Genomic DNA, 19,947 nt, shown 5'->3' with positions numbered 1-19,947 from the left:
GGAGGTTTTTTCGTATGACCAATTCTTTGCAACCTGCATATGCTCTGGTCCCGGGTGCGAACCTGGAGGCCTACGTGCACACCGTCAACAGCATTCCATTGCTGACGCCGGAGCAGGAGCGTGAACTGGCCGAGAGTCTCTATTATGAGCAGGATTTGGGGGCGGCTCGGCAGATGGTGCTCGCCCACCTGCGTTTTGTCGTACATATCGCCCGTAGCTATTCCGGCTACGGCCTGGCTCAGGCTGACCTGATCCAGGAAGGCAACGTCGGCCTGATGAAGGCCGTGAAGCGCTTCAACCCGGAAATGGGTGTGCGTCTGGTTTCGTTCGCTGTGCACTGGATCAAGGCGGAAATCCACGAGTTCATCCTGCGCAACTGGCGCATCGTGAAAGTCGCGACCACCAAGGCCCAGCGCAAGCTCTTCTTCAACCTGCGCAGCCAGAAGAAACGTCTGGCGTGGCTGAACAACGAGGAAGTCCACCGTGTGGCGGAAAGCCTCGGCGTAGAGCCGCGGGAAGTGCGCGAGATGGAAAGTCGCCTGACCGGCCATGACATGGCTTTCGACCCGGCCGCAGAAGCGGACGACGACAGTGCTTTCCAGTCGCCGGCCAACTATCTGGAAGACCACCGGTACGACCCGGCCCGTCAACTGGAAGATGCCGACTGGAGCGACAACTCCAACCACAACCTGCACGAAGCGCTGGAAGTGCTGGACGACCGCAGCCGTGACATTCTTTATCAGCGCTGGTTGGCTGAAGAGAAAGCCACGCTGCACGACCTGGCGCAGAAGTACAACGTGTCGGCCGAGCGTATTCGTCAGCTTGAGAAGAGCGCGATGAACAAGCTCAAGTTGTCGATCGCTGCGTAACCTGCGAGAAGGCAATAAAAAACGCCCCGATCATTGATCGGGGCGTTTTTTATTGCCCATTTATCCGGCTGGCGCCGGCCCCTGTGGGAGTGAGCCTGCTCGCGATGGCGTCAGGTCAGTCGGTACAGATGTTGAATAATCTACCGCTATCGCGAGCAGGCTCGCTCACACAGGGGATTTGCGGTGTTATTGGGACCAAGGCGCCCGGCGTGAATCGTTGAGCCCCAGCAGATAGCTATCACCACCTAGCTGACTCATCTGCTGCCGAATCCACCCAGCCCGCCGCGCAACATAATTGGTCGGATGACTCGCGCTCCACACCCTTGGATTGGGTAGAACGGCAGCCAGCAAACTCGCTTGCTGGCGCGACAAAGAACGAGCGCCAACACCAAAGTGATGCCTGGCCGCCGCTTCCGCGCCAAACACGCCGTCATCCCACTCGACGCTGTTCAAGTAAACCTCAAGAATCCGCTGCTTGGGCCAAAACACCTCGATCAACCCGGTAAACCAGGCTTCCAGCCCTTTGCGCAACCAACTGCGCCCGGACCACAAAAACAGGTTTTTCGAGACTTGCTGGCTCAAGGTGCTGGCACCGCGCACCGAACCGCCCAGCTCGTTGTGGGCCAGTGCGGCCCGGATCGCACCCAGGTCAAAACCCCAATGCTCCGGGAATTTCTGATCTTCGCCGGCAATCACTGCGACTTTAAGGTCGTCAGATATTTCATCCCAGGGTTTCCAGGTGCGTTGCAGGTCAATCGGCTCCCCGTCGATCCAGGATTCGATCTTGCGCTCGACCATCAGCGCCGTACCCGGTGGCGGCACCACGCGAAAAATCAGAACCAGCAATACGCTGCCACCCGCGAACCAGAGCAGGGCCTTCGTGAATCGTCGTAAAAATAAACGCAGCATAGAGATGGCTTGGCCGAACCCGTTGAGCGGGCCATTATACAGACCCTGTTGATCGAGTCTGACTGGAGTTCTTCATGCTGCGTGGCTTTCTGATGCTGGCCGCTTTTTTCGGCTTTACTGGCGTTGCCCTTGGCGCGTTCGCCGCCCATGGCCTGAAAAACCGGCTGACGCCTGAATACCTGGCAATCTTCCACACCGGCGTCACTTACCAATTGGTGCACACCTTGGCATTGCTGGGTATCGCGCTGCTGGCCACACAGATTCCGGGTCGACTGATCACTTGGGCCGGCGCCTCGTTTGCGATTGGCATCCTGCTGTTTTCCGGCAGTCTGTACCTGTTGACCCTGACCGGCGTCAGCAAGCTCGGGATCATCACACCCTTCGGCGGCCTGGCATTTCTGGTGGGTTGGCTCTGCCTGGGCCTTGCCGCCTGGCGGTTGAGCTGACCGGGCGGTCCATTTCATGACGAATGGCTTGGGTCGCCAAGACTGATCGGGCTAGAATGCCTGCCCCTAAAAATGATGGCGGCATTCGGCATGCGCATTCAGTTGAACGGCGAATCCCTTGAACTGCCCGACGGTGAAACCGTTGCGGCCCTGCTGACCCGTCTGGATCTGACCGGACGCCGGGTGGCGGTCGAACTCAATCTGGATATCGTCCCGCGCAGCCAGCACGCAGAAACCACGCTGAACGACGGCGATTCCGTCGAAGTGGTGCACGCCATCGGCGGCGGCTAGTCGCCCGGCCCCTAAGGGCACAGAATTCTGCAAGAACCTCACCCCTACAGAGGATTTCCCATGAGCATCGTTCGTAGCGACAAGCCCTTCGTCCTGGCCGGTCGTACTTACCAGTCGCGTTTGCTGGTAGGCACCGGCAAGTACCGCGACATGGAAGAAACCCGCCTGGCCATCGAGGCCTCGGGTGCCGAGATCGTCACCTTCGCCGTGCGCCGTACCAACCTCGGCCAGAATGCGGGCGAACCGAACCTGCTCGAAGTCCTGTCGCCGGATCGCTACACCTTCCTGCCGAACACCGCCGGTTGCTTCGACGCTACCGAGGCAGTGCGCACCTGCCGCCTGGCCCGTGAGCTGCTCGGCGGTCACAACCTGGTGAAGCTGGAAGTGCTGGCGGACCAGAAAACCCTGTTCCCCAACGTCATCGAAACCCTCAAGGCCGCCGAAGTGCTGGTCAAGGAAGGTTTCGACGTGATGGTGTACACCAGTGATGACCCGATCATTGCCCGTCAACTGGCGGAAATCGGCGTTATCGCGGTCATGCCGCTGGCCGGTCTGATCGGCACGGGCCTGGGGATCTGCAACCCGTACAACCTGCAGATCATCCTCGAAGAAGCCAAGATTCCGGTGTTGGTGGATGCCGGTGTCGGTACGGCTTCCGACGCCACCATCGCCATGGAACTGGGGTGTGAAGCGGTGCTGATGAACTCGGCCATCGCCCATGCCCAGCAGCCGATCATGATGGCTGAAGCCATGAAACACGCCATCGTCGCGGGCCGCCTGGCCTACCTCGCCGGCCGCATGCCGAAAAAACTCTATGCCAGCGCCTCCTCGCCGCTGGATGGTCTGATCAAGTAAGAGCCATTGATGACTGAATCAAACGACACGCCAATCCAGACGGAAGAAGGCGACGAGCGCCAACACCGCCGCATCAAGAGTTTCGTGATGCGCGCCGGGCGCATGACCGAAGGCCAGCAAAAAGGCCTGGATCAAGGCACGCCGCTGTTTGTGCTGCCATTGGCCGACGCGCCGGTGGATTACGACCAGGTGTTCGGCCGCTCGGCACCGCGCTCGCTGGAAATCGGTTTCGGCATGGGCCATTCGCTGCTGGAAATGGCCGCGGCCTCGCCGGAACAGGATTTCATTGGCGTGGAAGTGCACCGCCCGGGTGTCGGCGCGCTGCTCAATGGCGTGCTGACTCAGGGCCTGACCAACCTGCGGGTCTACGATTGCGACGCGATCGAAGTGCTCAACCGTTGCATCGCCGACAACAGCCTCGATCGCCTGATGCTGTTTTTCCCCGACCCGTGGCACAAGAGCCGGCATCACAAGCGCCGTATCGTTCAGGCGTCGTTCGCTGAACTGGTGCGCAGCAAGTTGAAGGTCGGCGGTATTCTGCACATGGCCACCGACTGGGAGCCGTACGCCGAATACATGCTGGAAGTGATGAGCGTTGCGCCGGGTTATCGCAACCTGGCGGAAGACGGCAAGTGCGTTCCGCGCCCGGCCGAGCGCCCGATCACCAAGTTCGAACGCCGCGGCGAACGTCTTGGGCATGGCGTGTGGGACCTGAAGTTCGAGAAGCAGTCCTAAGCCCTACGCAATACAAACTGTGGGAGCGAGACCGGCAAGCCGGTCTCGCTCCCACAGTTGTTTTCGGTTGTAGCTGAAGTCAGCGGCGGTCGGCGACGACGCCGATGAGCACCAATACCACCAACAACACCGGCGCCAGGCTGTAGTTGTTGAACTGGCTCAGGCCTTTGATGATCCACGGCGTGGCGTAGATCAGCGCGAGACCGCTGCCGACCATGCATACCAAGGCCATCAGCGGGACGCGCAAGGCGCCGGCGATGCTGCCCAGGCGTTGATCGACCCAGCCTTTGATGTCCGCGCCGAACAGCACCAGCAAACAGCCCACCAGCGCCAGCGAGATTTCTGACAGGTTGCTGCGGCTCCAGCGGGAGACGGTGGCGAGCAGGTCGAGTATCAAATCCATTCGTTTTCCCTTAAGGCTGAAATCAGCTCAGAAATGTCTGCAGCAAGTCATTGAGGAATAGTTGCCCGCGCTCGGTGGCCGCCAGACGTGACGGTTCGACCTGCAACAAGCCGCTTTGTTCGGCCTCGAGGCGGCCTTCGGCGAAGCTTTCCAGACTCAGCCCGGTACGCTCCGGGTACAGTCGCGATTCGACGCCCTCGGTCAGGCGCAAGGCGTTCATCAGGAACTCGAACGGCATTTCATCATTGGTCAGTGCCTTCTCGCCAGCCTTGAAGCTTTTCGCCGGGTTCAGGTAGTCCTTCGGCAGGCGCGTCTTCCAGGTGCGCACAATGCGCCCGTCCGGGTGACTGAGCTTGCCGTGAGCGCCGGCGCCGATGCCGATGAAGTCGCCAAAACTCCAGTAGTTGAGGTTGTGCCGCGCCGGACGACCGGGCTGGGCATAGGCGGAGACTTCGTATTGCACGTAACCGTGTTCGGCGAGCAGCGCCTGACCGGCTTCCTGAATATCCCACAGCATGTCGTCTTCCGGCAGCGTCGGCGGCTGGTTCCAGAACACCGTGTTCGGCTCCAGCGTCAGTTGATACCAGGACAAGTGGGTCGGTTTCAGGGCGATGGCCTGACGAAGGTCGCTCAGGGCGTCGTCCAGCGACTGATCCGGCAAACCGTGCATCAGGTCCAGGTTGAAGTTATCGAACCCGGCCTCGCGGGCCATGCCGGCGGCACGTACCGCTTCATCGCCATTGTGAATCCGCCCCAGTGCCTTGAGTTTCTCTTCCTGAAAGCTCTGGATGCCGATCGACAAGCGATTGATGCCCAATGCGCGGTAGGCGACGAACTTCTCTTGCTCGAACGTCCCCGGATTGGCCTCCAGGGTGATTTCGATGTCGCTGGCAAACCGGATGCGCTGCTCGACGCCCTTGAGCAATCGGCCCAAGGCTTCGGCGCTGAACAGGCTCGGCGTGCCGCCACCAAAGAAGATCGAGCTCAATTCACGGCCGTAAACGGCGTGCAGATCCTGATCGAGGTCAGCGAGTAGCGCGTCGACGTACTCATCTTCCGGCAGTACCGGGCTGGCGGTGTGGGAGTTGAAGTCGCAATAAGGGCATTTGCGCACACACCACGGGATGTGGATGTACAACGCCAGGGGAGGCAACAAAGGCAAGGCCGCCCGGGGCGATTGTGCGGCGCCGCCGAAAATCAGCGGCGACGCGGATGATTCATGGGTCATATCAGGCCTAGACGCTGGCGCAGCAGATCCATTGCACGGGCGCGGTGGCTGATGAGGTTCTTTTCGTTCGGGCTTAGCTCGGCGCTGGAGCAATCGCGCGACGGCACCCAGAACAGCGGGTCGTAGCCAAATCCGTGATCACCGCTGGCTTGGGTCAGGATGCGGCCATGCCACAGACCTTCGCAAAGGATCGGCAATGGATCGTCGGCGTGACGCACCAGCGCCAGGACGCAGACGAACTGCGCGCCGCGCTCGGCTTCCGGCACGTCTTTCAGGGCATCGAGCAGTTTGGCGTTGTTCGCCGCATCGCCCTGGCCGTCGGCATAACGGGCCGAGTAGATCCCCGGCGCACCGCCGAGGAAATCCACCGCCAGTCCCGAGTCGTCGGCCAGTGCCGGCAGGCCGGAAATGCGCGCGGCATTACGGGCCTTGAGGATGGCGTTCTCGACGAACGACAGGCCGGTTTCTTCAGGCTCGACGCTGCTGAACTCGCCGATCGAGCGCAGTTGCACCGAGCCGCCAAGCATGGCCTGGAGTTCCTTGAGTTTGCCGGCGTTGTGGCTGGCCAGTACGAGTTGCGTGAAGTTGATCATTCGCCGGGGAAAAGCTCTTGGTTGAAATTGATGGTGTTGATTTTGTCACCGTTCTGCACCTTGATCTCGAAGGTGCGGACTTCCTGCTGATCGACCGGGAACTGCGCGATGTAGTAGATCGCGCCTTGTTCGGTGATCTGTTTGAATTTCAGTGGTACGGACTGGCTGGTCAGGTCTTTGACCGTGCCGCTCACTTGAGCCATCTGCGGCTTGCCATCCTTGAGCACCGAAACGTTGATCACGCCTTGATTCTTGCTGCGGGTGAGCTCCGCGGCCTTGGCGATGTCCGGTGTCAGGAAGGTGGAGTTGAAGGTGTTGTAATGCACCGTCAAATCACCGAACTTTTCCTGACGGTCACCTTTGATGGCATCGGCAGCCATGGCGGTGACGCTCAGGCAGGCAGTGAGTACAAACAGCGCTAGACGACCCATTATCGTTCTCCTTGGAATGTCGTGGTTCAGACCGCGACCTTGTGGTCTTGCAGCCCGGGGCTGCTGACGCGGTAGATACCGATCTCACCTAACAGATTAGGCCATAGCTTACTGGCCCACCCGTGCCGATGCTGTTGATCCACGGCAAGCCGATCAATGACCTTCGCGTCACGTTCGCGACACAACGCTTCAAAGTCTTCGAAGGTGCAGAAGTGGATGTTCGGCGTGTTGTACCAGGTGTACGGCAGAAACTCGGACACCGGCATCCGGCCCTTGCTCGCCAGGTACCAGCGGCAGCGCCAGTGACCGAAGTTGGGGAAGGTGATGATGCACTGGCGACCGACGCGCAGCATTTCGTCGAGGATCTTGTCCGGGTAGTGCACGGCTTGCAGCGCCTGGGTCATGACCACGATGTCGAAACTGTTGCTGGCAAAGTTGCCCAGGCCCTTGTCCAGGTCCTGCTCGATCACGTTGATGCCCTTGGCCACGCACTCGGCGATGTTGTCCGGGTCATTTTCCAGGCCGTAGCCGGTGACTTGCTTGTTGTCCCGCAGCCACGTCAGCAGCTCGCCGTCACCGCAACCGAGGTCGAGCACGCGGCTGCCGGCGGGGATCCATTCCTGGATGATTTCCAGATCAGCTCTCATGGCTTTCTCACAACGTAATGCGGTTCATGTAATTGCTGAACGCCTGCAAGTAGCGCGGGATCGGAATCAGGAAGGCGTCGTGGCCTTGCGGAGCGTCGATCTCGAGGTAGCAAACGTCTTTCTTGGCCGCCATCAATGCGTCCACCAGTTCCCGCGAGCGGGCAGGGGAGAAGCGCCAGTCGGTGGTGAAGGACATCACGCAGAACTTGGCCGAGGCGCCGGCGAAGGTTTTCGCCAGGTCATCGTCGAAGTTCGCCGCCGGGTCGAAGTAATCCAGCGCCTTGGTCATCAGCAGGTAAGTGTTGGCATCGAAACGCCCGGAGAACTCCTCGCCCTGATAACGCAGGTAGCTTTCAACCTGGAACTCGACGCTGTGGAAGTCGTAGTTGAGCTTTTCGCTCTTGAGGCCACGGCCGAATTTCTCGCCCATTGAATCGTCGGACAGGTAGGTGATGTGCCCGACCATCCGCGCCAGCATCAAGCCGCGCTTGGGGATCACGCCCGCTTCCTGGAATGAGCCGCCGTGGAAGTCAGGGTCGGTGAGGATCGCCTGGCGTGCGACTTCGTTGAAAGCGATGTTCTGCGCCGACAGCTTCGGAGCCGAGGCGATGGCCAGGCAGTGACGAATGCGATCGGGGTACGTGATGCTCCACTGCATGGCCTGCATGCCGCCGAGGCTGCCGCCGATCACGGCGGCCCATTGGCTGATGCCGAGTCGGTCTGCCAGGCGCGCCTGGCTGTGCACCCAGTCTTCCACGGTGAGCACCGGGAAATCGGCGCCGAACGGCTTGCCGGTTTCCGGGTTGACGCTGCTCGGGCCGGTGGAGCCGTTGCAGCCGCCGAGGTTGTTCAGGCTGACCACGAAGAACTTGTTGGTGTCGATCGGCTTGCCGGGACCGATGCAGCTGTCCCACCAACCGGGCTTGCGGTCGTCGGGGCTGTGGAAACCCGCCGCGTGATGGTGGCCCGACAACGCGTGGCAGATCAGCACGGCGTTGCTCGCCGTGGCGTTCAGCGTGCCGTAGGTTTCGTAGATCAGGTCATACGCCGGAAGCGAACGGCCGCAGGCCAGGGCCAGGGGTTCGCTGAAGTGCGCCACTTGCGGCGTCACCAGACCAACAGAATCGGGGGGAAAGGCAGTTGGCATCGACCCTGCTCTCGTTGAAATGAGGCGTAAGTCTAAAGACCGGTGGGGTTAGCGGCAAGCAAAGGCCGGGCCTGATTTTTCCCCCGTAAGACCGAGGCGCGGCCATCGCGGGCAAGCCACGCCTCGGTCAACCAGTCGGGCGCGCCAGATCCGGCAACTCCGGCAGCTTCTTCGGCGAACAGATTCGCACCCGTTTCTGCCGGTTCAACTCGCCGCTGATCAAGCTCACCTGGCTCTTGGACACTCCGAACGCCTTGGCCAGAAACGCTATCAGGTACGCGTTGGCCTTGCCTTCAACCGGCGGCGCCGTCAGGCGAATCTTCAATCGATCCCCGTGCAACCCGCAGAAATCATCGCTGCGGGCTGCCGGTTGCAGATGACACTCCAGAATCAGGTCGTCACCGTCCCAGCGAAAGTAGCTCACCGGGTCAGATCAGCAGACGCAGGATTTCCGGCATCATCGTCATCGCGGCGAGGTTGTTGATCACCAGCATGTCGATCAGCTTCAGCACCATGAACGCCAGGATCGGCGAGATATCCAGGCCGCCAAGGTTGGGCAGGATCTTGCGGAACGGCGCCAGGGCCGGTTCGCAGATCTGGTTCACCAGCTCGGCACCAGGGTTGTGGCTGCCCGGTGCGACCCACGACAGGATCACGCTGATGATCAGCGCGAAGAAGAAAATTTTCAGGAACAGCGCGGTCACGCCAATCAGCGACCAGATCAGTAGCTGCAGCGGGTTGCCGGTGGTGCCGTAGGTCAGCAGCAGGGTGAGGGCCATCAGCGCCAGTTGCACGAGGATCGCCAGTACCAGCGAGGACATGTCCAGGCCGAACATGCTCGGGATAATCCGGCGCAGCGGCTTGAGCAATGGCTGAGTGGCCTTGACGGCGAACTGGCACAGCGGGTTGTAGAAGTTCGCCCGCACCAGTTGCAGCACAAAGCGCAGCAGCACGATCAGCAGGTACAGGCTGCCGAGGGTTTGCAGCACGTAGACCGCTGCAGTGTTCAATCCAATCATGTAAGGCTCCTTATTGACCCAATTGTTCGGCCATCTCGGCCGAGCGGTGCGCAGCGGCGCCGAGTGCTTTTTCTACCAGGGCTTCGAAGCCACCAGCCTGGAACGATTTGATTGCAGCTTCTGTGGTGCCGGCGGGCGAAGTCACGCGACGGCGCAGTTCCGCAGCGTCGACATCGCTGGCAACCGCCATGTGCGCGGCGCCCAGCGCGGTTTGCAGGGTCAGTTGCGCGGCGATGTCCGCCGGCAGACCCAGCTTCACGCCGGCAGCGGTCATGGCTTCGATCAGCAGGAAGAAGTATGCGGGGCCCGAGCCGGACACGGCAGTGACGGCGTCCAGTTGCTGTTCTTCGTTCAACCACAAGGCGATGCCGACGGCCGACAGCAGCTCTTGCGCCTGCTGACGTTGCTCTGCGGTCACTTCGGCAGTGGCGAACAAACCGCTCACTCCCTGGCGCAGCAGCGCCGGAGTGTTGGGCATACAGCGCACGATCGGTTGGGCGCCGAGCCAGTTGTTCATGCTGGCGCAGGTGATGCCGGCGGCGATGGACACCACCAGTTGATTCGGTTTCAAGCTTGGGCGAATCGCTTCGCACACGGCTTTCATCGCCTGGGGTTTGACCGCCAGCACGACCACGTCCGCGCCTTGAATGGCCTCGGCGTTGTCAGCGAATACTTCAATGCCTTGTTCGGCGTTCACTTTGGCGCGGGTTTCAGCGCCCGGATCGCTGGCGCGGATCTGCGCGGCGTCCAGACCTTTGGCGCGCAGGCCGCCGATCAGGCTGGCGGCCATGTTGCCGGCACCGATAAAGGCAATACGAGTCTTGCTCATGTCAGGTCCTTATAAAGAGTGGTGTCAGCCATTGTTCAAGGCTGGCTGTAGTCGCGGGCACCAAACAGGGCCGTTCCGATGCGGACCCAGGTGGCGCCTTGGGCGATGGCCGACTCGAGGTCGTGGCTCATGCCCATGGAAAGTGTGTCGAGCGGCAGGTTCAGGCTGGCTTGCAGGCTTTGCACGGCAGCAAAAGCAGCGTCCTGGGCGGCGCGATCTTCAGTCGGCTCGGGAATCGCCATCAACCCGCGAAGCTTCAGGCGCGGCAGTTCGCTGATGGCGTGGGCCAGGGCGGGCAGGTCGGCCGGGGTGCAGCCGGATTTGCTGGCTTCACCGCTGACGTTGACCTGGATGCAGATGTTCAATGGTGGCAGATCGGCAGGACGTTGTTCGGACAGGCGTTGTGCAATTTTCAAACGATCCACGGAATGCACCCAGTCGAAATGCTCGGCGATAGCGCGAGTCTTGTTCGATTGAATGGGGCCGATGAAGTGCCAGATCAAGGGCAGGTCGGTCAATTCGAGCTGTTTGCCCAAGGCTTCCTGCAAGTAGTTCTCGCCAAAGTCGCGCAGGCCGGCGGCGTGGGCTTCACGCACGGCGTCAGCGGGCTTGGTCTTGCTCACGGCCAATAGCTGGACGCTGTGCTCGTCACGGTGGGCGGCAAGGGCGGCAGCCCGGATGCGTGAACTAACCAGTGCAATGTTGTCTGCTATCGTGGACATTCAAGAGGCGCCAGCGGTCTGAGGTTGGCGGCATTCTACTGGAATTGAGGAGTGCTATGGATATCACTGAACTGCTGGCGTTCAGCGCCAAACAAGGTGCGTCCGACTTGCACCTGTCGGCAGGCTTGCCCCCGATGATTCGCGTCGACGGCGATGTGCGGCGCATCAACCTGCCGGCTCTGGACCACAAGGAGGTGCACGAGCTGATCTACGACATCATGAACGACCTGCAGCGGGTGGACTTCGAGAAGCATCTGGAAACCGACTTCTCATTCGAAGTCCCCGGCGTGGCGCGTTTTCGGGTCAATGCCTTCAACCAGAACCGTGGTGCAGGCGCCGTATTCCGGACCATTCCGTCCAAGGTCCTGAGCATGGAGGACCTGGGCATGGGGGAAGTGTTTCGCAAGATTACCGAAGCGCCCCGCGGCCTGGTGCTGGTGACCGGACCGACCGGTTCCGGCAAGTCCACCACTTTGGCGGCGATGATCGATCACCTGAACAACCATCGCCATCACCACATTCTGACCATCGAAGACCCGATCGAATTTGTCCACGAGTCGCGCAAATGCCTGATCAATCAGCGTGAAGTCCATCGCGATACCCGCAGTTTCGCCACGGCGTTGCGTTCGGCGCTGCGGGAAGACCCGGATGTGATTCTGGTGGGGGAGATGCGCGATCTGGAGACCATTCGTCTGGCGCTGACCGCTGCCGAGACCGGTCACCTGGTGTTCGGCACGCTGCACACCACGTCGGCGGCGAAAACCATCGACCGGGTGGTGGATGTGTTTCCGGGGGACGAGAAGTCGATGGTGCGTTCGATGCTGTCCGAATCATTGCTGGCGGTGGTGTCGCAAACGCTGGTGAAGAAGATTGGCGGGGGCCGCATCGCGGCGCACGAGATCATGCTGGGGACATCGGCGATCCGTAACCTGATCCGCGAGGACAAAGTGGCGCAGATGTACTCGTCGATTCAGACCGGCGGGAATCTGGGGATGCAGACGCTGGATATGTGCTTGAAGGATCTGGTGACCAAAGGCTTTATCAGTCGCGAGCACGCTCGGGAGAAGGCGCGGTCGCCGGATAATTTCTGAGGCTCAAAAGCAAAAGATCGCAGGCTGCGATCTTTTGATCTTGTTTCAAATCAGCGCTGAACAACCTGCAGAGTGTTCTTCTCTTTCGGCAGAACCCGCTTGGCAACCACGTAGTGGCTTTCCCAGTACGGTTTCTTCAAGGTGTCGATGGTCACCGACTTGCCGCGGCGTGGCGCATGGATGAAGCGGTCGTTGCCCAGGTAGATGGCAACATGGTTGACCCGACGGCTCTTGATGTTGAAGAAAATCAGGTCGCCCGGCTTCAGATCCTTGCGATCGACTTTCTCGCCATGACCGCTGGCCATGGCGTTCGAGGTGCGCGGCAGGTCGAACGTGGCGTCGTTGAACGCATATTTCACCAGGCCGCTGCAATCGAACCCTTTGCTTGGGCTGCTGCCGCCCCAACGGTAAGGTGTACCGAGGACGTTCACGGCGCGGCTCAGCACATTGCTGCTTTCCTTGGTCGCCATTGGCGGGACAAGGCTGCTTTTGCTGGCCAGCTGCGGGGCGCGTTTTACGGCTTGTTTGTTTTTGCTCGAAGGAGCAGAAGCATGGGATTTGGGGGTGTAACCATTAACGTTAGGAAGACGTTGCTCACGATTGGTGGCGTGGGCGGCCAGTGGCATCAAAAGGCAAATGGTTAGCCATGTCTTGAAAAATGGACGCATTAGGCAAGGCTCATATTGGTTAGCGCGCAACTTTATAACAGCTTTTTTGGGCCTTCCGAGGCCGTTGGTCGATTCAAACGGCGTGCAACGGAACCAAATAAGCGTTAAATGGACGCAATTGTCGGACAGAACTCAGTTGCTACAGGGGTTTGACGGCAGACAAGGTAGCACCTGCCATACGTCGGCTACTCGTAAAAAAGTCACAAAGATTTAAAGAATATTTATCTATCGTGTGAATTGAGGTCATCCATGAACACCTATCAACACCCCGTTCCGCATCAGGACACCCACAGCAAAGTGATCGGATACCTGCTGTGGATTTTCGGTTTTACCGGGGCGCACCGCTTCTATTACGGCAAGCCGGTGACCGGGACGATCTGGTTTTTCACCTTCGGTTTGCTGGGCATTGGCTGGCTGATCGACATCTTCCTGATCCCGGCGATGGACCGTGAAGCAGACCTGCGTTTCACCGCGGGGCCGATCGAATACAACGTTGCGTGGATACTGCTGACGTTTCTCGGTGTGTTCGGCGTACACCGCATGTATCAAGGGAAGTGGATCAGCGGGTTGCTGTACCTGGTGACGGGCGGGTTGTTCTTTCTGGGGGTCTTGTATGACTTCTGGACGCTGAATGATCAGGTGTCGGTTCGCAACGCTCAGAATCGCGGCACTTTCCAGTAAGTCATCGCCAGCAGGCTGGCTCCCACGGCGGATTTGTGTTGTTCACAGATCCTGTGTGGGAGCTAGTCCTGCTAGCGATTGGGGCAACCGGGTATCAAGCCTGGTGGCTGATCCGCCCGTCCACCAGGGTGTAACGCACCACGCCAGGCAGGCTATGCCCAATGAACGGGCAATTCTCACCCTTGGACAACCAGGTTTCACCGGCCACGGTCGAAGCCGTCGGGTCAAACAGCACGATATCCGCCGCGCCACCCACTGCCAGCTTGCCTGCCGGCAGGCGCAAGGCTTCTGCAGGACCGGCGCTCAGACGTGCCAGTAATGTCGGCAGATCCAGCAAACCATCCTCCACCAGCGTCATCGCCAGCGGCAGCAACAGTTCAACACTGCTGATCCCCGGTTCGGTCGCACCGAACGGCGCCAGTTTGGCGTCCCGCTCATGTGGCTGGTGATGGCTGGAAATGGCCGAGACCACCCCTGACTTCACCGCTTCACGCAGGCCGTCGCGGTCGGCGCGGGTCCGCAGCGGCGGCTGGACGTGATAGAGGCTGCTGAAATCGATCAGCGCTTCATCGGTCAGTATCAGCTGATACAGCGCGACATCGGCCGTCACCGGCAACCCTCGGGCCTGAGCCTGAGCGATCAGGGCTACGCCGCGAGCACTGGTCAGCTGGCTGAAGTGCGCACGCACGCCGCTTTGCTCGACCAGCAGCAGATCCCGGGCCAATGCCACGGTTTCGGCGGTTTCCGGAATGCCCGGCAAACCGAGGAAACTGGCGGTCGGGCCTTCATGCGCCAAGCCACCTTCGGCCAGATCATGGTCCTGGGAGTTGAATATCACCGTCAGGTCGAAGGTCGCCGCGTACTCCAGCGCACGGCACAGCGTGCGGGTGTTGCGGAAGCTTTCCAGGCCGTTGCCGAACGCCACGCATCCGGCATCGCGCAACGCAACCAGCTCTGCCAGTTGCTCACCGTCCAGACCCTTGCTCAGCGCGCCGATCGGGAAGACTTTGGTGTTGCCGGCTTCGCGGGCGCGGTCGAGGATCAGTTCGGCCACGGCCGAGGTGTCCAGTACCGGTTTGGTTTTCGGCGGGCAGCACAGGCTGGTCACACCACCGGCCGCGGCCGCGCGGGTTTCACTGACGATCGAACCTTTGCGGCTGTAACCCGGCTCGCGCAGGGCGACGTTGAGGTCAACCAGGCCAGGAGCGGCCACCAGGCCTTGGGCATCAAGGGTGTCGACGGCGACGAAACCGGCCGGTGCGGCGCCAATGGCGACGATCTTGCAGGCTTCGATATGGATATCAGTCACTTGATCCAGCCCGCTGACTGGATCGATCACGCGGGCGCCGAGAATGCTGAGCTTCACTGGGCGTTCTCCTGCTCGAATTGGCGCTGGGCAGTCTGCCCGCTCATGGCCATGGACAACACAGCCATACGTATGGCGATGCCGTAGGTCACCTGGTTGAGAATCACCGAATGCGGGCCGTCGGCCACCGCCGACTCGATTTCCACGCCGCGGTTGATCGGCCCCGGGTGCATGACGATACAGTCCGGCTTGGCGCCGGCCAGGCGCGCAGTGGTCAGGCCGAACAGGCGGTAGAACTCGCCTTCGCTCGGCAGCAGGCCGCCGGCCATGCGCTCGCGTTGCAGGCGCAACATGATCACCACATCGACGTCTTTCAGGCCTTCGGCCATGTCGGTGTAGACCTTCACGCCGTACTGCTCGATGCCGATCGGCAGCAGGGTTTTCGGCGCGATCACGCGAATGTCCGGGCAACCGAGGGTTTTCAGCGCCAGCATGTTCGAGCGCGCGACCCGGGAGTGCAGGATGTCGCCGACGATGGCCACCGAAAGGTTTTCGAAACCGCCCTTGTGGCGACGGATCGTCAGCATGTCGAGCATGCCCTGGGTCGGGTGGGCGTGACGGCCGTCGCCGCCGTTGATGATCGCCACTTGCGGGCACACGTGTTCGGCGATGAAGTGCGCGGCACCGGAATCACCGTGACGCACGACGAACATGTCGGCGGCCATGGCTTCCAGGTTGCGCAGGGTGTCGAGCAGGGTTTCGCCCTTGCTCGCCGACGATGTCGACACGTTCAACGTGATCACGTCTGCCGACAACCGTTGGGCCGCCAGTTCAAAGGTCGTGCGGGTGCGTGTGGAGTTCTCGAAGAACACGTTGCACACGGTCTTGCCGCGCAGCAGCGGGACCTTCTTCACGGCCCGGGCGCCGACTTCGAGGAACGAGTCCGCGGTGTCGAGGATCTCCGTCAGCAGTTCGCGGCGCAAACCGTCGAGCGAGAGGAAGTGGCGCAGCTGGCCCTGATCATTGAGCTGCAGCGGGCGCTTGGTTTCTAGAGGCGTCATCGCGAGGGGGACTCTCAATAGGGCGAATTAAAGGGCAAGGTCTTGCAGTTCAAGCTTGAGTTCCGGGCCGGACAGCTTCACGCGCTCGTGAGCGGCGAGGGCCAGCGTCGCACCGACGACGTTCGGGCGGATCGGCAGCTCGCCAGCGTCCAGGTCCAGCAGGCACACCAGCGTCACGCTGGCCGGGCGGCCATAGTCGAAGAGTTCGTTCATTGCGGCGCGGATGGTGCGGCCGCTCATCAGCACGTCGTCGATCAGCACCAGGTCCTGGCCTTCGATCTCGAACGGCAGGGCCGAGGGGCGCACCTGCGGGTGCAGGCCGTTCTGGCTGAAATCGTCGCGGTAGAAGGACACGTCCAGCGTGCCGAGCGGCGCATCGCTGCCCAGTTCCTCGAGCAACGCCTGGGCGACCCAGACGCCACCGGTACGAATACCGATGTAGCGCGGTTCGCTGATGCCACGGTGTTCCAGATGGGCCTTGAGACGGATCGCCATCTGGCTGATCAGTTCGGCGGGATTGGGCAGGCTCATGGTTGCTCCTTCTTGGGCCCGGGCCGGGCGGTGCTGGAGGTGGCTCCGGGTTGTCGCTATAGAGAGTCGCTTGTTACGGCTCTTCAGGATTCGAACAGTGCAGTGTTTTCGTCGAGCCAGCCTTGCAGCAGCAGGGCGGCGGCGATGGCGTCGACCGGGTTGTCGCGGTAACTGCCTTTTTGCCCGCCACGATCACGTCGTTCGCCCTTGGCTTCAAACGTGGTCAGGCGTTCATCGTGGGTATAGAAGGGCAGGTTGTAGCGGCCGTTGAGGCGGCGGGCGAACTTCTCGGCGCGCAGGCACATGTCGCTCGGCGTGCCGTCCATGTTCAGTGGCAGGCCGACGACGACTGCATCGGGCTTCCACTCTTTAATGAGGGCTTCGACCTGGTTCCAGTCGGGAACACCGTTTTGCGCCTTCAAGGTGCACAGTTCGCGGGCCTGGCCGGTAATCACCTGGCCGACCGCCACGCCGATCTGTTTGGTGCCGTAGTCGAACCCCAGGATCAGGCGCAGGGCCATCAGGCGTGCCCCGCCTGGCTGGTGAGCAGGCTAAGGTTGACGCCGAGGTGTTTGGCCGCCGCTTCGAGGCGCAGTTCGCTGCTGGTGTTGAACAGGATGTCGGCGTCGAACGGGCAGGTGAGCCAGGCGTTCTGCGCCAGTTCGGCTTCAAGCTGCCCGGCTTCCCAGCCGGCATAACCCAGGGTGATGACACTCTTGGCCGGGCCGACACCATCGGCGATGGCGAACAGCACGTCCTGGGACGTGGAGAGGGACAGGTCGCCTTCCAGATCAACGGTCGCCTGAAACTTCTTGCCCGACGGGTGCAGGACAAAACCGCGATCGGTCTGCACCGGGCCGCCGATGAAAATCGGCACATGCTGGCAGAGCATCGGCGGTTCGACATCGGGGCGCAATTGCTCGAGGATATCGGCCAGGTTCAGGTCTTGCGGACGGTTGACCACCAACCCCATGGCACCATTGGCCGTGTGCTCGACGATGTAGGTCAAGGTGTGCGCAAAGTTCGGGTCGGCCATGTGAGGCATGGCGATCAGGAAGTGATGCTTGAGGTAGCTGGGGCTGACGTTCTTCATGAGCGCTAGTGTGGCGTTGGAGGGACGAACTGACAAGCTGGGGATGCGTAGGAAATGGTGATTGAAGCCGCCGCAGAACCCTGTGGCGAGGGAGCTTGCTCCCGTTCGGCTGCGCAGCAGTCGTGATCTGATTGTTGCGGTGTGTCAGGAAATACAAGGCCTGCAGGTTTTGGGGCTGCTTCGCTGCCCAGCGGGAGCAAGCTCCCTCGCCACAGGGTCAACACTGGGCAGAAAATCCCCAATCAGTTACTGGACAACCGGTCCCCGCGCGCAAACTTCCACGTCCTGATGATTTCCAGCCGATCGATGTCCGACAAATCCCCGGTAAACGGCGAAAACGGCGCCGCCAGCCTAACGATCCGTTGCGCCGCCTGATCCAGCAGCGGTTGCCCGGACGATTCCAGCACCAGCACTTCGTACAGCGAACCGTCGCGGTTGATCGAAACCATCAACCGCAAATTGCCGTAGATCTGCTTGCGCCGCGCTTCGTCGGGGTAATTGAGGTTGCCGATGCGTTCGACCTTCTTGCGCCATTCGTCCTTGTACCAGGCGCCCTTGTCTTTCATGGTCGACGCGGCGCTCAGGCGGTGGATGCGCGGGCGCTTGGCGTACAGCTGTTGTTCATTGGCCAGTTCCGCTTCCAGGCTGGCGATGTCGCTGGACAGCTGTTCACTGTCGAACGTCGGCGCTGCGACAGCGGGCTTGGTCACGGGCTTGGGTTCTTCGGTCTTGGCCGCGGCTTTTTTCGGTTTCGGTGCGACGGTGGTCACGGCAGCCTTGGGCGGCGCTTGCACTTCAGGCTTGGCGGCCGGCGGTGGCGTGACTTTCTGCACCTTGTTGTCCTGGAACGGCGCGACCTCGGTGGTCTTGGGGATCGCCTTTTTATCCAGGGTGCCGCTGCCTTCCTGATTTTCCTGGGCGAGGAAATCAGCCTTCGTCGGCTTCTTTTCGCTCTTGAAGGTGGCGAGGGTGATTTCCAGGGTTTTGCTGATTTGCTTGGGTTCGACCATCGTGAAGCCGACGCCCAACAGCAAGGCCAGGTGAATCAGCGCCGCGAGAAACAGGGTAAATCCGAGGCGATCGGCCGGGCGCACACCACGGTGGGCGAGTTCTGCAGGCAGATCGGACGGAAGTGTCATGACAAGAAAACCAACATCGCGTTTTTCACAGGCCGCGCATGATAACGCAATGTTGGTTCGATCTTGGCTGTTCTATATCAACGGGCCTTGAGCTTCTGATCGATGGCATCCATCAGCATCCCGCCGATGTCGGTGCCGAACGCATTATCAATCTCGCGAATGCAGGTCGGGCTGGTGACGTTGATCTCCGTCAGGTGCTCGCCAATCACGTCCAGGCCCACGAACAGCAGGCCTTTCTCGCGCAGGGTCGGACCGACTTGCGCGGCGATCCAGCGGTCTTTCTCGGTCAGCGGACGGGCTTCGCCACGACCACCGGCCGCGAGGTTGCCACGGGTTTCGCCGGCCGCCGGAATCCGTGCCAGGCAATAATCCACCGGCTCGCCGTCGATCATCAGGATTCGCTTGTCGCCGTCGACGATCGCCGGCAGGTAACCCTGGATCATGATCTGCTGCTTGCCGTGCAAGGTCAGGGTTTCGAGAATCACCGACAGGTTCGGGTGGCCGGCGGTGTGACGGAAGATCGAAGAGCCGCCCATGCCGTCCAGCGGCTTGAGGATCACGTCGCCGTGATGATCGGCGAATTCGCGCAGCACGTCCGGGCGACGGCTGACGATGGTCGGCGGCGTGCACTGCGGGAACAGCGTGGCGAACAGTTTTTCATTGCAGTCACGCAGGCTCTGCGGCTTGTTGACCACCAGCACGCCGGCGCGCTCGGCCTGCTCCAGCAGGTAAGTGGAGTAGACGAACTCCATGTCGAACGGCGGATCCTTGCGCATCAGGATCACGTCCAGATCGCTCAGCAACGCGTCGGTCTCGGCTTCCAGTTCGAACCATTTTTCCGGGTTGGCGAAGACTTTCAGCGGCCGCATCCGCGCCCGCGCTTCACCTTCGGCCTGATACAAATCGCCCTGTTCCATATAGAACAGTTCCCAGCCGCGCTTCTGTGCGGCCAGCAGCATGGCCAGCGAGCTATCCTTTTTATAGGAGATGCTGGCGATAGGGTCCATGACAATCCCGACGCGAACGCTCATGGGTTTTTCCTCGAAATGGGGTGGTCCGAAAGGACACGAAAAAGTGGCGTCAGAGTGGCGCCGAGTGTGTTCCCGGTCAAGGAAAAACCACCGCGCCAGTCCCCCGATAGATTGCATTTGGAGACTGTGCTAAAAAGGCTGCCATATCGTTCTGGCCCTTAAACATCAAGGGTTTCGAGCCTCCGGTTATCGGAAACGGACAAATTGATTCGCAAAGGCGAC

General features: G+C 60.9%; 26 protein-coding genes. 7 read left to right on the top strand and 19 right to left on the bottom strand.

What is annotated here, in order from left to right; genetic code table 11:
- Positions 1–14 precede the first annotated feature (14 nt).
- Positions 15–869 carry an RNA polymerase sigma factor RpoH gene (gene rpoH / locus ACM1ZW_RS07040; protein ID WP_007897890.1) on the top strand — a complete coding sequence of 285 codons (855 nt, stop codon included), beginning with the start codon at positions 15–17 and terminating at the stop codon, positions 867–869.
- Positions 870–1,055: 186 nt separating this feature from the next.
- Here the strand turns inward: rpoH and mtgA are convergent, their stop codons facing one another.
- A complete protein-coding gene (gene mtgA / locus ACM1ZW_RS07035) occupies positions 1,056–1,778 on the bottom strand; it encodes a monofunctional biosynthetic peptidoglycan transglycosylase (RefSeq protein WP_017341288.1) in 723 nt (240 codons plus the stop codon).
- A gap of 74 nt (positions 1,779–1,852) precedes the next feature.
- On the opposite strand from mtgA, the gene ACM1ZW_RS07030 reads away from it, so the two are divergent.
- The 4 genes from ACM1ZW_RS07030 to trmB all read left to right on the top strand — a co-directional run bounded on the left by ACM1ZW_RS07030 (position 1,853) and on the right by trmB (position 4,105).
- A complete protein-coding gene (locus tag ACM1ZW_RS07030) occupies positions 1,853–2,224 on the top strand; it encodes a DUF423 domain-containing protein (RefSeq protein WP_416740348.1) in 372 nt (123 codons plus the stop codon).
- 90 nt (positions 2,225–2,314) lie between these two features.
- On the top strand, positions 2,315–2,515 hold the full coding sequence (gene thiS, locus ACM1ZW_RS07025) for a sulfur carrier protein ThiS (RefSeq protein ID WP_162491065.1): 201 nt from the start codon (positions 2,315–2,317) through the stop codon (positions 2,513–2,515).
- Between the two features lie 60 nt (positions 2,516–2,575).
- Positions 2,576–3,370, top strand: a complete 795-nt coding sequence (locus ACM1ZW_RS07020) for a thiazole synthase (RefSeq protein ID WP_017341285.1) — start codon at positions 2,576–2,578, stop codon at positions 3,368–3,370.
- 9 nt (positions 3,371–3,379) lie between these two features.
- Entirely contained in the window at positions 3,380–4,105 is a 726-nt protein-coding gene (gene trmB / locus ACM1ZW_RS07015; protein ID WP_017341284.1) for a tRNA (guanosine(46)-N7)-methyltransferase TrmB, read from the top strand.
- 79 nt (positions 4,106–4,184) lie between these two features.
- On the opposite strand, the gene ACM1ZW_RS07010 is transcribed toward trmB, so the two are convergent.
- From ACM1ZW_RS07010 to ACM1ZW_RS06965, 10 genes are all read right to left on the bottom strand, one after another.
- On the bottom strand, positions 4,185–4,508 hold the full coding sequence (locus ACM1ZW_RS07010; RefSeq protein ID WP_017341283.1) for a DUF3392 domain-containing protein: 324 nt from the start codon (positions 4,506–4,508) through the stop codon (positions 4,185–4,187).
- Positions 4,509–4,530: 22 nt separating this feature from the next.
- Entirely contained in the window at positions 4,531–5,736 is a 1,206-nt protein-coding gene (hemW, locus tag ACM1ZW_RS07005) for a radical SAM family heme chaperone HemW (protein WP_416740347.1), read from the bottom strand.
- Positions 5,733–6,329 (bottom strand): RdgB/HAM1 family non-canonical purine NTP pyrophosphatase, encoded by a 597-nt coding sequence (gene rdgB, locus ACM1ZW_RS07000; protein ID WP_017341281.1) that lies wholly within the window; start codon positions 6,327–6,329, stop codon positions 5,733–5,735. Before rdgB ends, hemW begins: the two co-directional genes overlap by 4 nt.
- Positions 6,326–6,760, bottom strand: a complete 435-nt coding sequence (locus tag ACM1ZW_RS06995; protein WP_017341280.1) for a DUF4426 domain-containing protein — start codon at positions 6,758–6,760, stop codon at positions 6,326–6,328. Before ACM1ZW_RS06995 ends, rdgB begins: the two co-directional genes overlap by 4 nt.
- A gap of 26 nt (positions 6,761–6,786) precedes the next feature.
- Complete coding sequence (gene metW, locus ACM1ZW_RS06990; RefSeq protein ID WP_017341279.1) at positions 6,787–7,407, bottom strand: methionine biosynthesis protein MetW; 621 nt, start codon at positions 7,405–7,407, stop codon at positions 6,787–6,789.
- Positions 7,408–7,414: 7 nt separating this feature from the next.
- Positions 7,415–8,554: a homoserine O-succinyltransferase MetX gene (gene metX, locus ACM1ZW_RS06985; protein ID WP_414880159.1), complete on the bottom strand. Its 1,140-nt coding sequence runs from the start codon at positions 8,552–8,554 to the stop codon at positions 7,415–7,417.
- Positions 8,555–8,681: 127 nt separating this feature from the next.
- Positions 8,682–8,978: a DUF167 domain-containing protein gene (locus ACM1ZW_RS06980; RefSeq protein ID WP_017341277.1), complete on the bottom strand. Its 297-nt coding sequence runs from the start codon at positions 8,976–8,978 to the stop codon at positions 8,682–8,684.
- 4 nt (positions 8,979–8,982) lie between these two features.
- Positions 8,983–9,573 (bottom strand): YggT family protein, encoded by a 591-nt coding sequence (locus ACM1ZW_RS06975; protein WP_017341276.1) that lies wholly within the window; start codon positions 9,571–9,573, stop codon positions 8,983–8,985.
- A 10-nt stretch (positions 9,574–9,583) separates the two neighbouring features.
- Positions 9,584–10,402, bottom strand: coding sequence for a pyrroline-5-carboxylate reductase (gene proC, locus ACM1ZW_RS06970; RefSeq protein ID WP_017341275.1), 819 nt, complete (start codon positions 10,400–10,402; stop codon positions 9,584–9,586).
- 35 nt (positions 10,403–10,437) lie between these two features.
- Entirely contained in the window at positions 10,438–11,124 is a 687-nt protein-coding gene (locus tag ACM1ZW_RS06965; RefSeq protein ID WP_414880160.1) for a YggS family pyridoxal phosphate-dependent enzyme, read from the bottom strand.
- A gap of 56 nt (positions 11,125–11,180) precedes the next feature.
- On the opposite strand from ACM1ZW_RS06965, the gene ACM1ZW_RS06960 reads away from it, so the two are divergent.
- A complete protein-coding gene (locus tag ACM1ZW_RS06960) occupies positions 11,181–12,215 on the top strand; it encodes a type IV pilus twitching motility protein PilT (RefSeq protein ID WP_017341273.1) in 1,035 nt (344 codons plus the stop codon).
- 50 nt (positions 12,216–12,265) lie between these two features.
- Here the strand turns inward: ACM1ZW_RS06960 and ACM1ZW_RS06955 are convergent, their stop codons facing one another.
- Positions 12,266–12,883, bottom strand: a complete 618-nt coding sequence (locus tag ACM1ZW_RS06955; protein WP_017341272.1) for a C40 family peptidase — start codon at positions 12,881–12,883, stop codon at positions 12,266–12,268.
- Between the two features lie 249 nt (positions 12,884–13,132).
- Between ACM1ZW_RS06955 and ACM1ZW_RS06950 the strand changes: the two genes are divergently transcribed.
- The gene (locus ACM1ZW_RS06950) at positions 13,133–13,564 is read left to right on the top strand and encodes an NINE protein (protein ID WP_017341271.1); all 432 of its coding nucleotides are present in this window, start codon (positions 13,133–13,135) and stop codon (positions 13,562–13,564) included.
- A gap of 94 nt (positions 13,565–13,658) precedes the next feature.
- Here the strand turns inward: ACM1ZW_RS06950 and ACM1ZW_RS06945 are convergent, their stop codons facing one another.
- The 7 genes from ACM1ZW_RS06945 to gshB form a co-directional block, all read right to left on the bottom strand.
- A complete protein-coding gene (locus ACM1ZW_RS06945; protein WP_017341270.1) occupies positions 13,659–14,930 on the bottom strand; it encodes a dihydroorotase in 1,272 nt (423 codons plus the stop codon).
- Positions 14,927–15,931, bottom strand: a complete 1,005-nt coding sequence (locus tag ACM1ZW_RS06940; protein WP_017341269.1) for an aspartate carbamoyltransferase catalytic subunit — start codon at positions 15,929–15,931, stop codon at positions 14,927–14,929. Before ACM1ZW_RS06940 ends, ACM1ZW_RS06945 begins: the two co-directional genes overlap by 4 nt.
- 27 nt (positions 15,932–15,958) lie before the next feature.
- Complete coding sequence (gene pyrR, locus ACM1ZW_RS06935) at positions 15,959–16,462, bottom strand: bifunctional pyr operon transcriptional regulator/uracil phosphoribosyltransferase PyrR (RefSeq protein WP_084322407.1); 504 nt, start codon at positions 16,460–16,462, stop codon at positions 15,959–15,961.
- An 83-nt stretch (positions 16,463–16,545) separates the two neighbouring features.
- Positions 16,546–16,983 (bottom strand): Holliday junction resolvase RuvX, encoded by a 438-nt coding sequence (gene ruvX, locus ACM1ZW_RS06930; RefSeq protein ID WP_003195067.1) that lies wholly within the window; start codon positions 16,981–16,983, stop codon positions 16,546–16,548.
- Positions 16,983–17,555: a YqgE/AlgH family protein gene (locus ACM1ZW_RS06925; protein WP_017341268.1), complete on the bottom strand. Its 573-nt coding sequence runs from the start codon at positions 17,553–17,555 to the stop codon at positions 16,983–16,985. Before ACM1ZW_RS06925 ends, ruvX begins: the two co-directional genes overlap by 1 nt.
- Before the next feature lie 242 nt (positions 17,556–17,797).
- Positions 17,798–18,694 carry an energy transducer TonB gene (locus ACM1ZW_RS06920; RefSeq protein ID WP_017341267.1) on the bottom strand — a complete coding sequence of 299 codons (897 nt, stop codon included), beginning with the start codon at positions 18,692–18,694 and terminating at the stop codon, positions 17,798–17,800.
- Between the two features lie 77 nt (positions 18,695–18,771).
- On the bottom strand, positions 18,772–19,725 hold the full coding sequence (gshB, locus tag ACM1ZW_RS06915) for a glutathione synthase (protein ID WP_017341266.1): 954 nt from the start codon (positions 19,723–19,725) through the stop codon (positions 18,772–18,774).
- Positions 19,726–19,947: the final 222 nt, after the last annotated feature.

The organism is Pseudomonas sp. NFX71, assembly GCF_048079215.1.
In the GTDB taxonomy this organism is placed as follows: Bacteria; Pseudomonadota; Gammaproteobacteria; order Pseudomonadales; family Pseudomonadaceae; genus Aquipseudomonas; species Aquipseudomonas fluorescens_B.
This window is presented reverse-complemented; position numbering and strand designations above follow the sequence as displayed.

Coding starts and splice junctions, on each gene's coding strand:
- rpoH (WP_007897890.1), top strand. CDS start 15: ATGACCAATTCTTTGCAACCTGCATATGCTCTGGTCCCGGGTGCGAAC.
- mtgA (WP_017341288.1), bottom strand. CDS start 1,778: ATGCTGCGTTTATTTTTACGACGATTCACGAAGGCCCTGCTCTGGTTC.
- ACM1ZW_RS07030 (WP_416740348.1), top strand. CDS start 1,853: ATGCTGCGTGGCTTTCTGATGCTGGCCGCTTTTTTCGGCTTTACTGGC.
- thiS (WP_162491065.1), top strand. CDS start 2,315: ATGCGCATTCAGTTGAACGGCGAATCCCTTGAACTGCCCGACGGTGAA.
- ACM1ZW_RS07020 (WP_017341285.1), top strand. CDS start 2,576: ATGAGCATCGTTCGTAGCGACAAGCCCTTCGTCCTGGCCGGTCGTACT.
- trmB (WP_017341284.1), top strand. CDS start 3,380: ATGACTGAATCAAACGACACGCCAATCCAGACGGAAGAAGGCGACGAG.
- ACM1ZW_RS07010 (WP_017341283.1), bottom strand. CDS start 4,508: ATGGATTTGATACTCGACCTGCTCGCCACCGTCTCCCGCTGGAGCCGC.
- hemW (WP_416740347.1), bottom strand. CDS start 5,736: ATGACCCATGAATCATCCGCGTCGCCGCTGATTTTCGGCGGCGCCGCA.
- rdgB (WP_017341281.1), bottom strand. CDS start 6,329: ATGATCAACTTCACGCAACTCGTACTGGCCAGCCACAACGCCGGCAAA.
- ACM1ZW_RS06995 (WP_017341280.1), bottom strand. CDS start 6,760: ATGGGTCGTCTAGCGCTGTTTGTACTCACTGCCTGCCTGAGCGTCACC.
- metW (WP_017341279.1), bottom strand. CDS start 7,407: ATGAGAGCTGATCTGGAAATCATCCAGGAATGGATCCCCGCCGGCAGC.
- metX (WP_414880159.1), bottom strand. CDS start 8,554: ATGCCAACTGCCTTTCCCCCCGATTCTGTTGGTCTGGTGACGCCGCAA.
- ACM1ZW_RS06975 (WP_017341276.1), bottom strand. CDS start 9,573: ATGATTGGATTGAACACTGCAGCGGTCTACGTGCTGCAAACCCTCGGC.
- proC (WP_017341275.1), bottom strand. CDS start 10,402: ATGAGCAAGACTCGTATTGCCTTTATCGGTGCCGGCAACATGGCCGCC.
- ACM1ZW_RS06965 (WP_414880160.1), bottom strand. CDS start 11,124: ATGTCCACGATAGCAGACAACATTGCACTGGTTAGTTCACGCATCCGG.
- ACM1ZW_RS06960 (WP_017341273.1), top strand. CDS start 11,181: ATGGATATCACTGAACTGCTGGCGTTCAGCGCCAAACAAGGTGCGTCC.
- ACM1ZW_RS06955 (WP_017341272.1), bottom strand. CDS start 12,883: ATGCGTCCATTTTTCAAGACATGGCTAACCATTTGCCTTTTGATGCCA.
- ACM1ZW_RS06950 (WP_017341271.1), top strand. CDS start 13,133: ATGAACACCTATCAACACCCCGTTCCGCATCAGGACACCCACAGCAAA.
- ACM1ZW_RS06940 (WP_017341269.1), bottom strand. CDS start 15,931: ATGACGCCTCTAGAAACCAAGCGCCCGCTGCAGCTCAATGATCAGGGC.
- pyrR (WP_084322407.1), bottom strand. CDS start 16,462: ATGAGCCTGCCCAATCCCGCCGAACTGATCAGCCAGATGGCGATCCGT.
- ruvX (WP_003195067.1), bottom strand. CDS start 16,983: ATGGCCCTGCGCCTGATCCTGGGGTTCGACTACGGCACCAAACAGATC.
- ACM1ZW_RS06925 (WP_017341268.1), bottom strand. CDS start 17,555: ATGAAGAACGTCAGCCCCAGCTACCTCAAGCATCACTTCCTGATCGCC.
- ACM1ZW_RS06920 (WP_017341267.1), bottom strand. CDS start 18,694: ATGACACTTCCGTCCGATCTGCCTGCAGAACTCGCCCACCGTGGTGTG.
- gshB (WP_017341266.1), bottom strand. CDS start 19,725: ATGAGCGTTCGCGTCGGGATTGTCATGGACCCTATCGCCAGCATCTCC.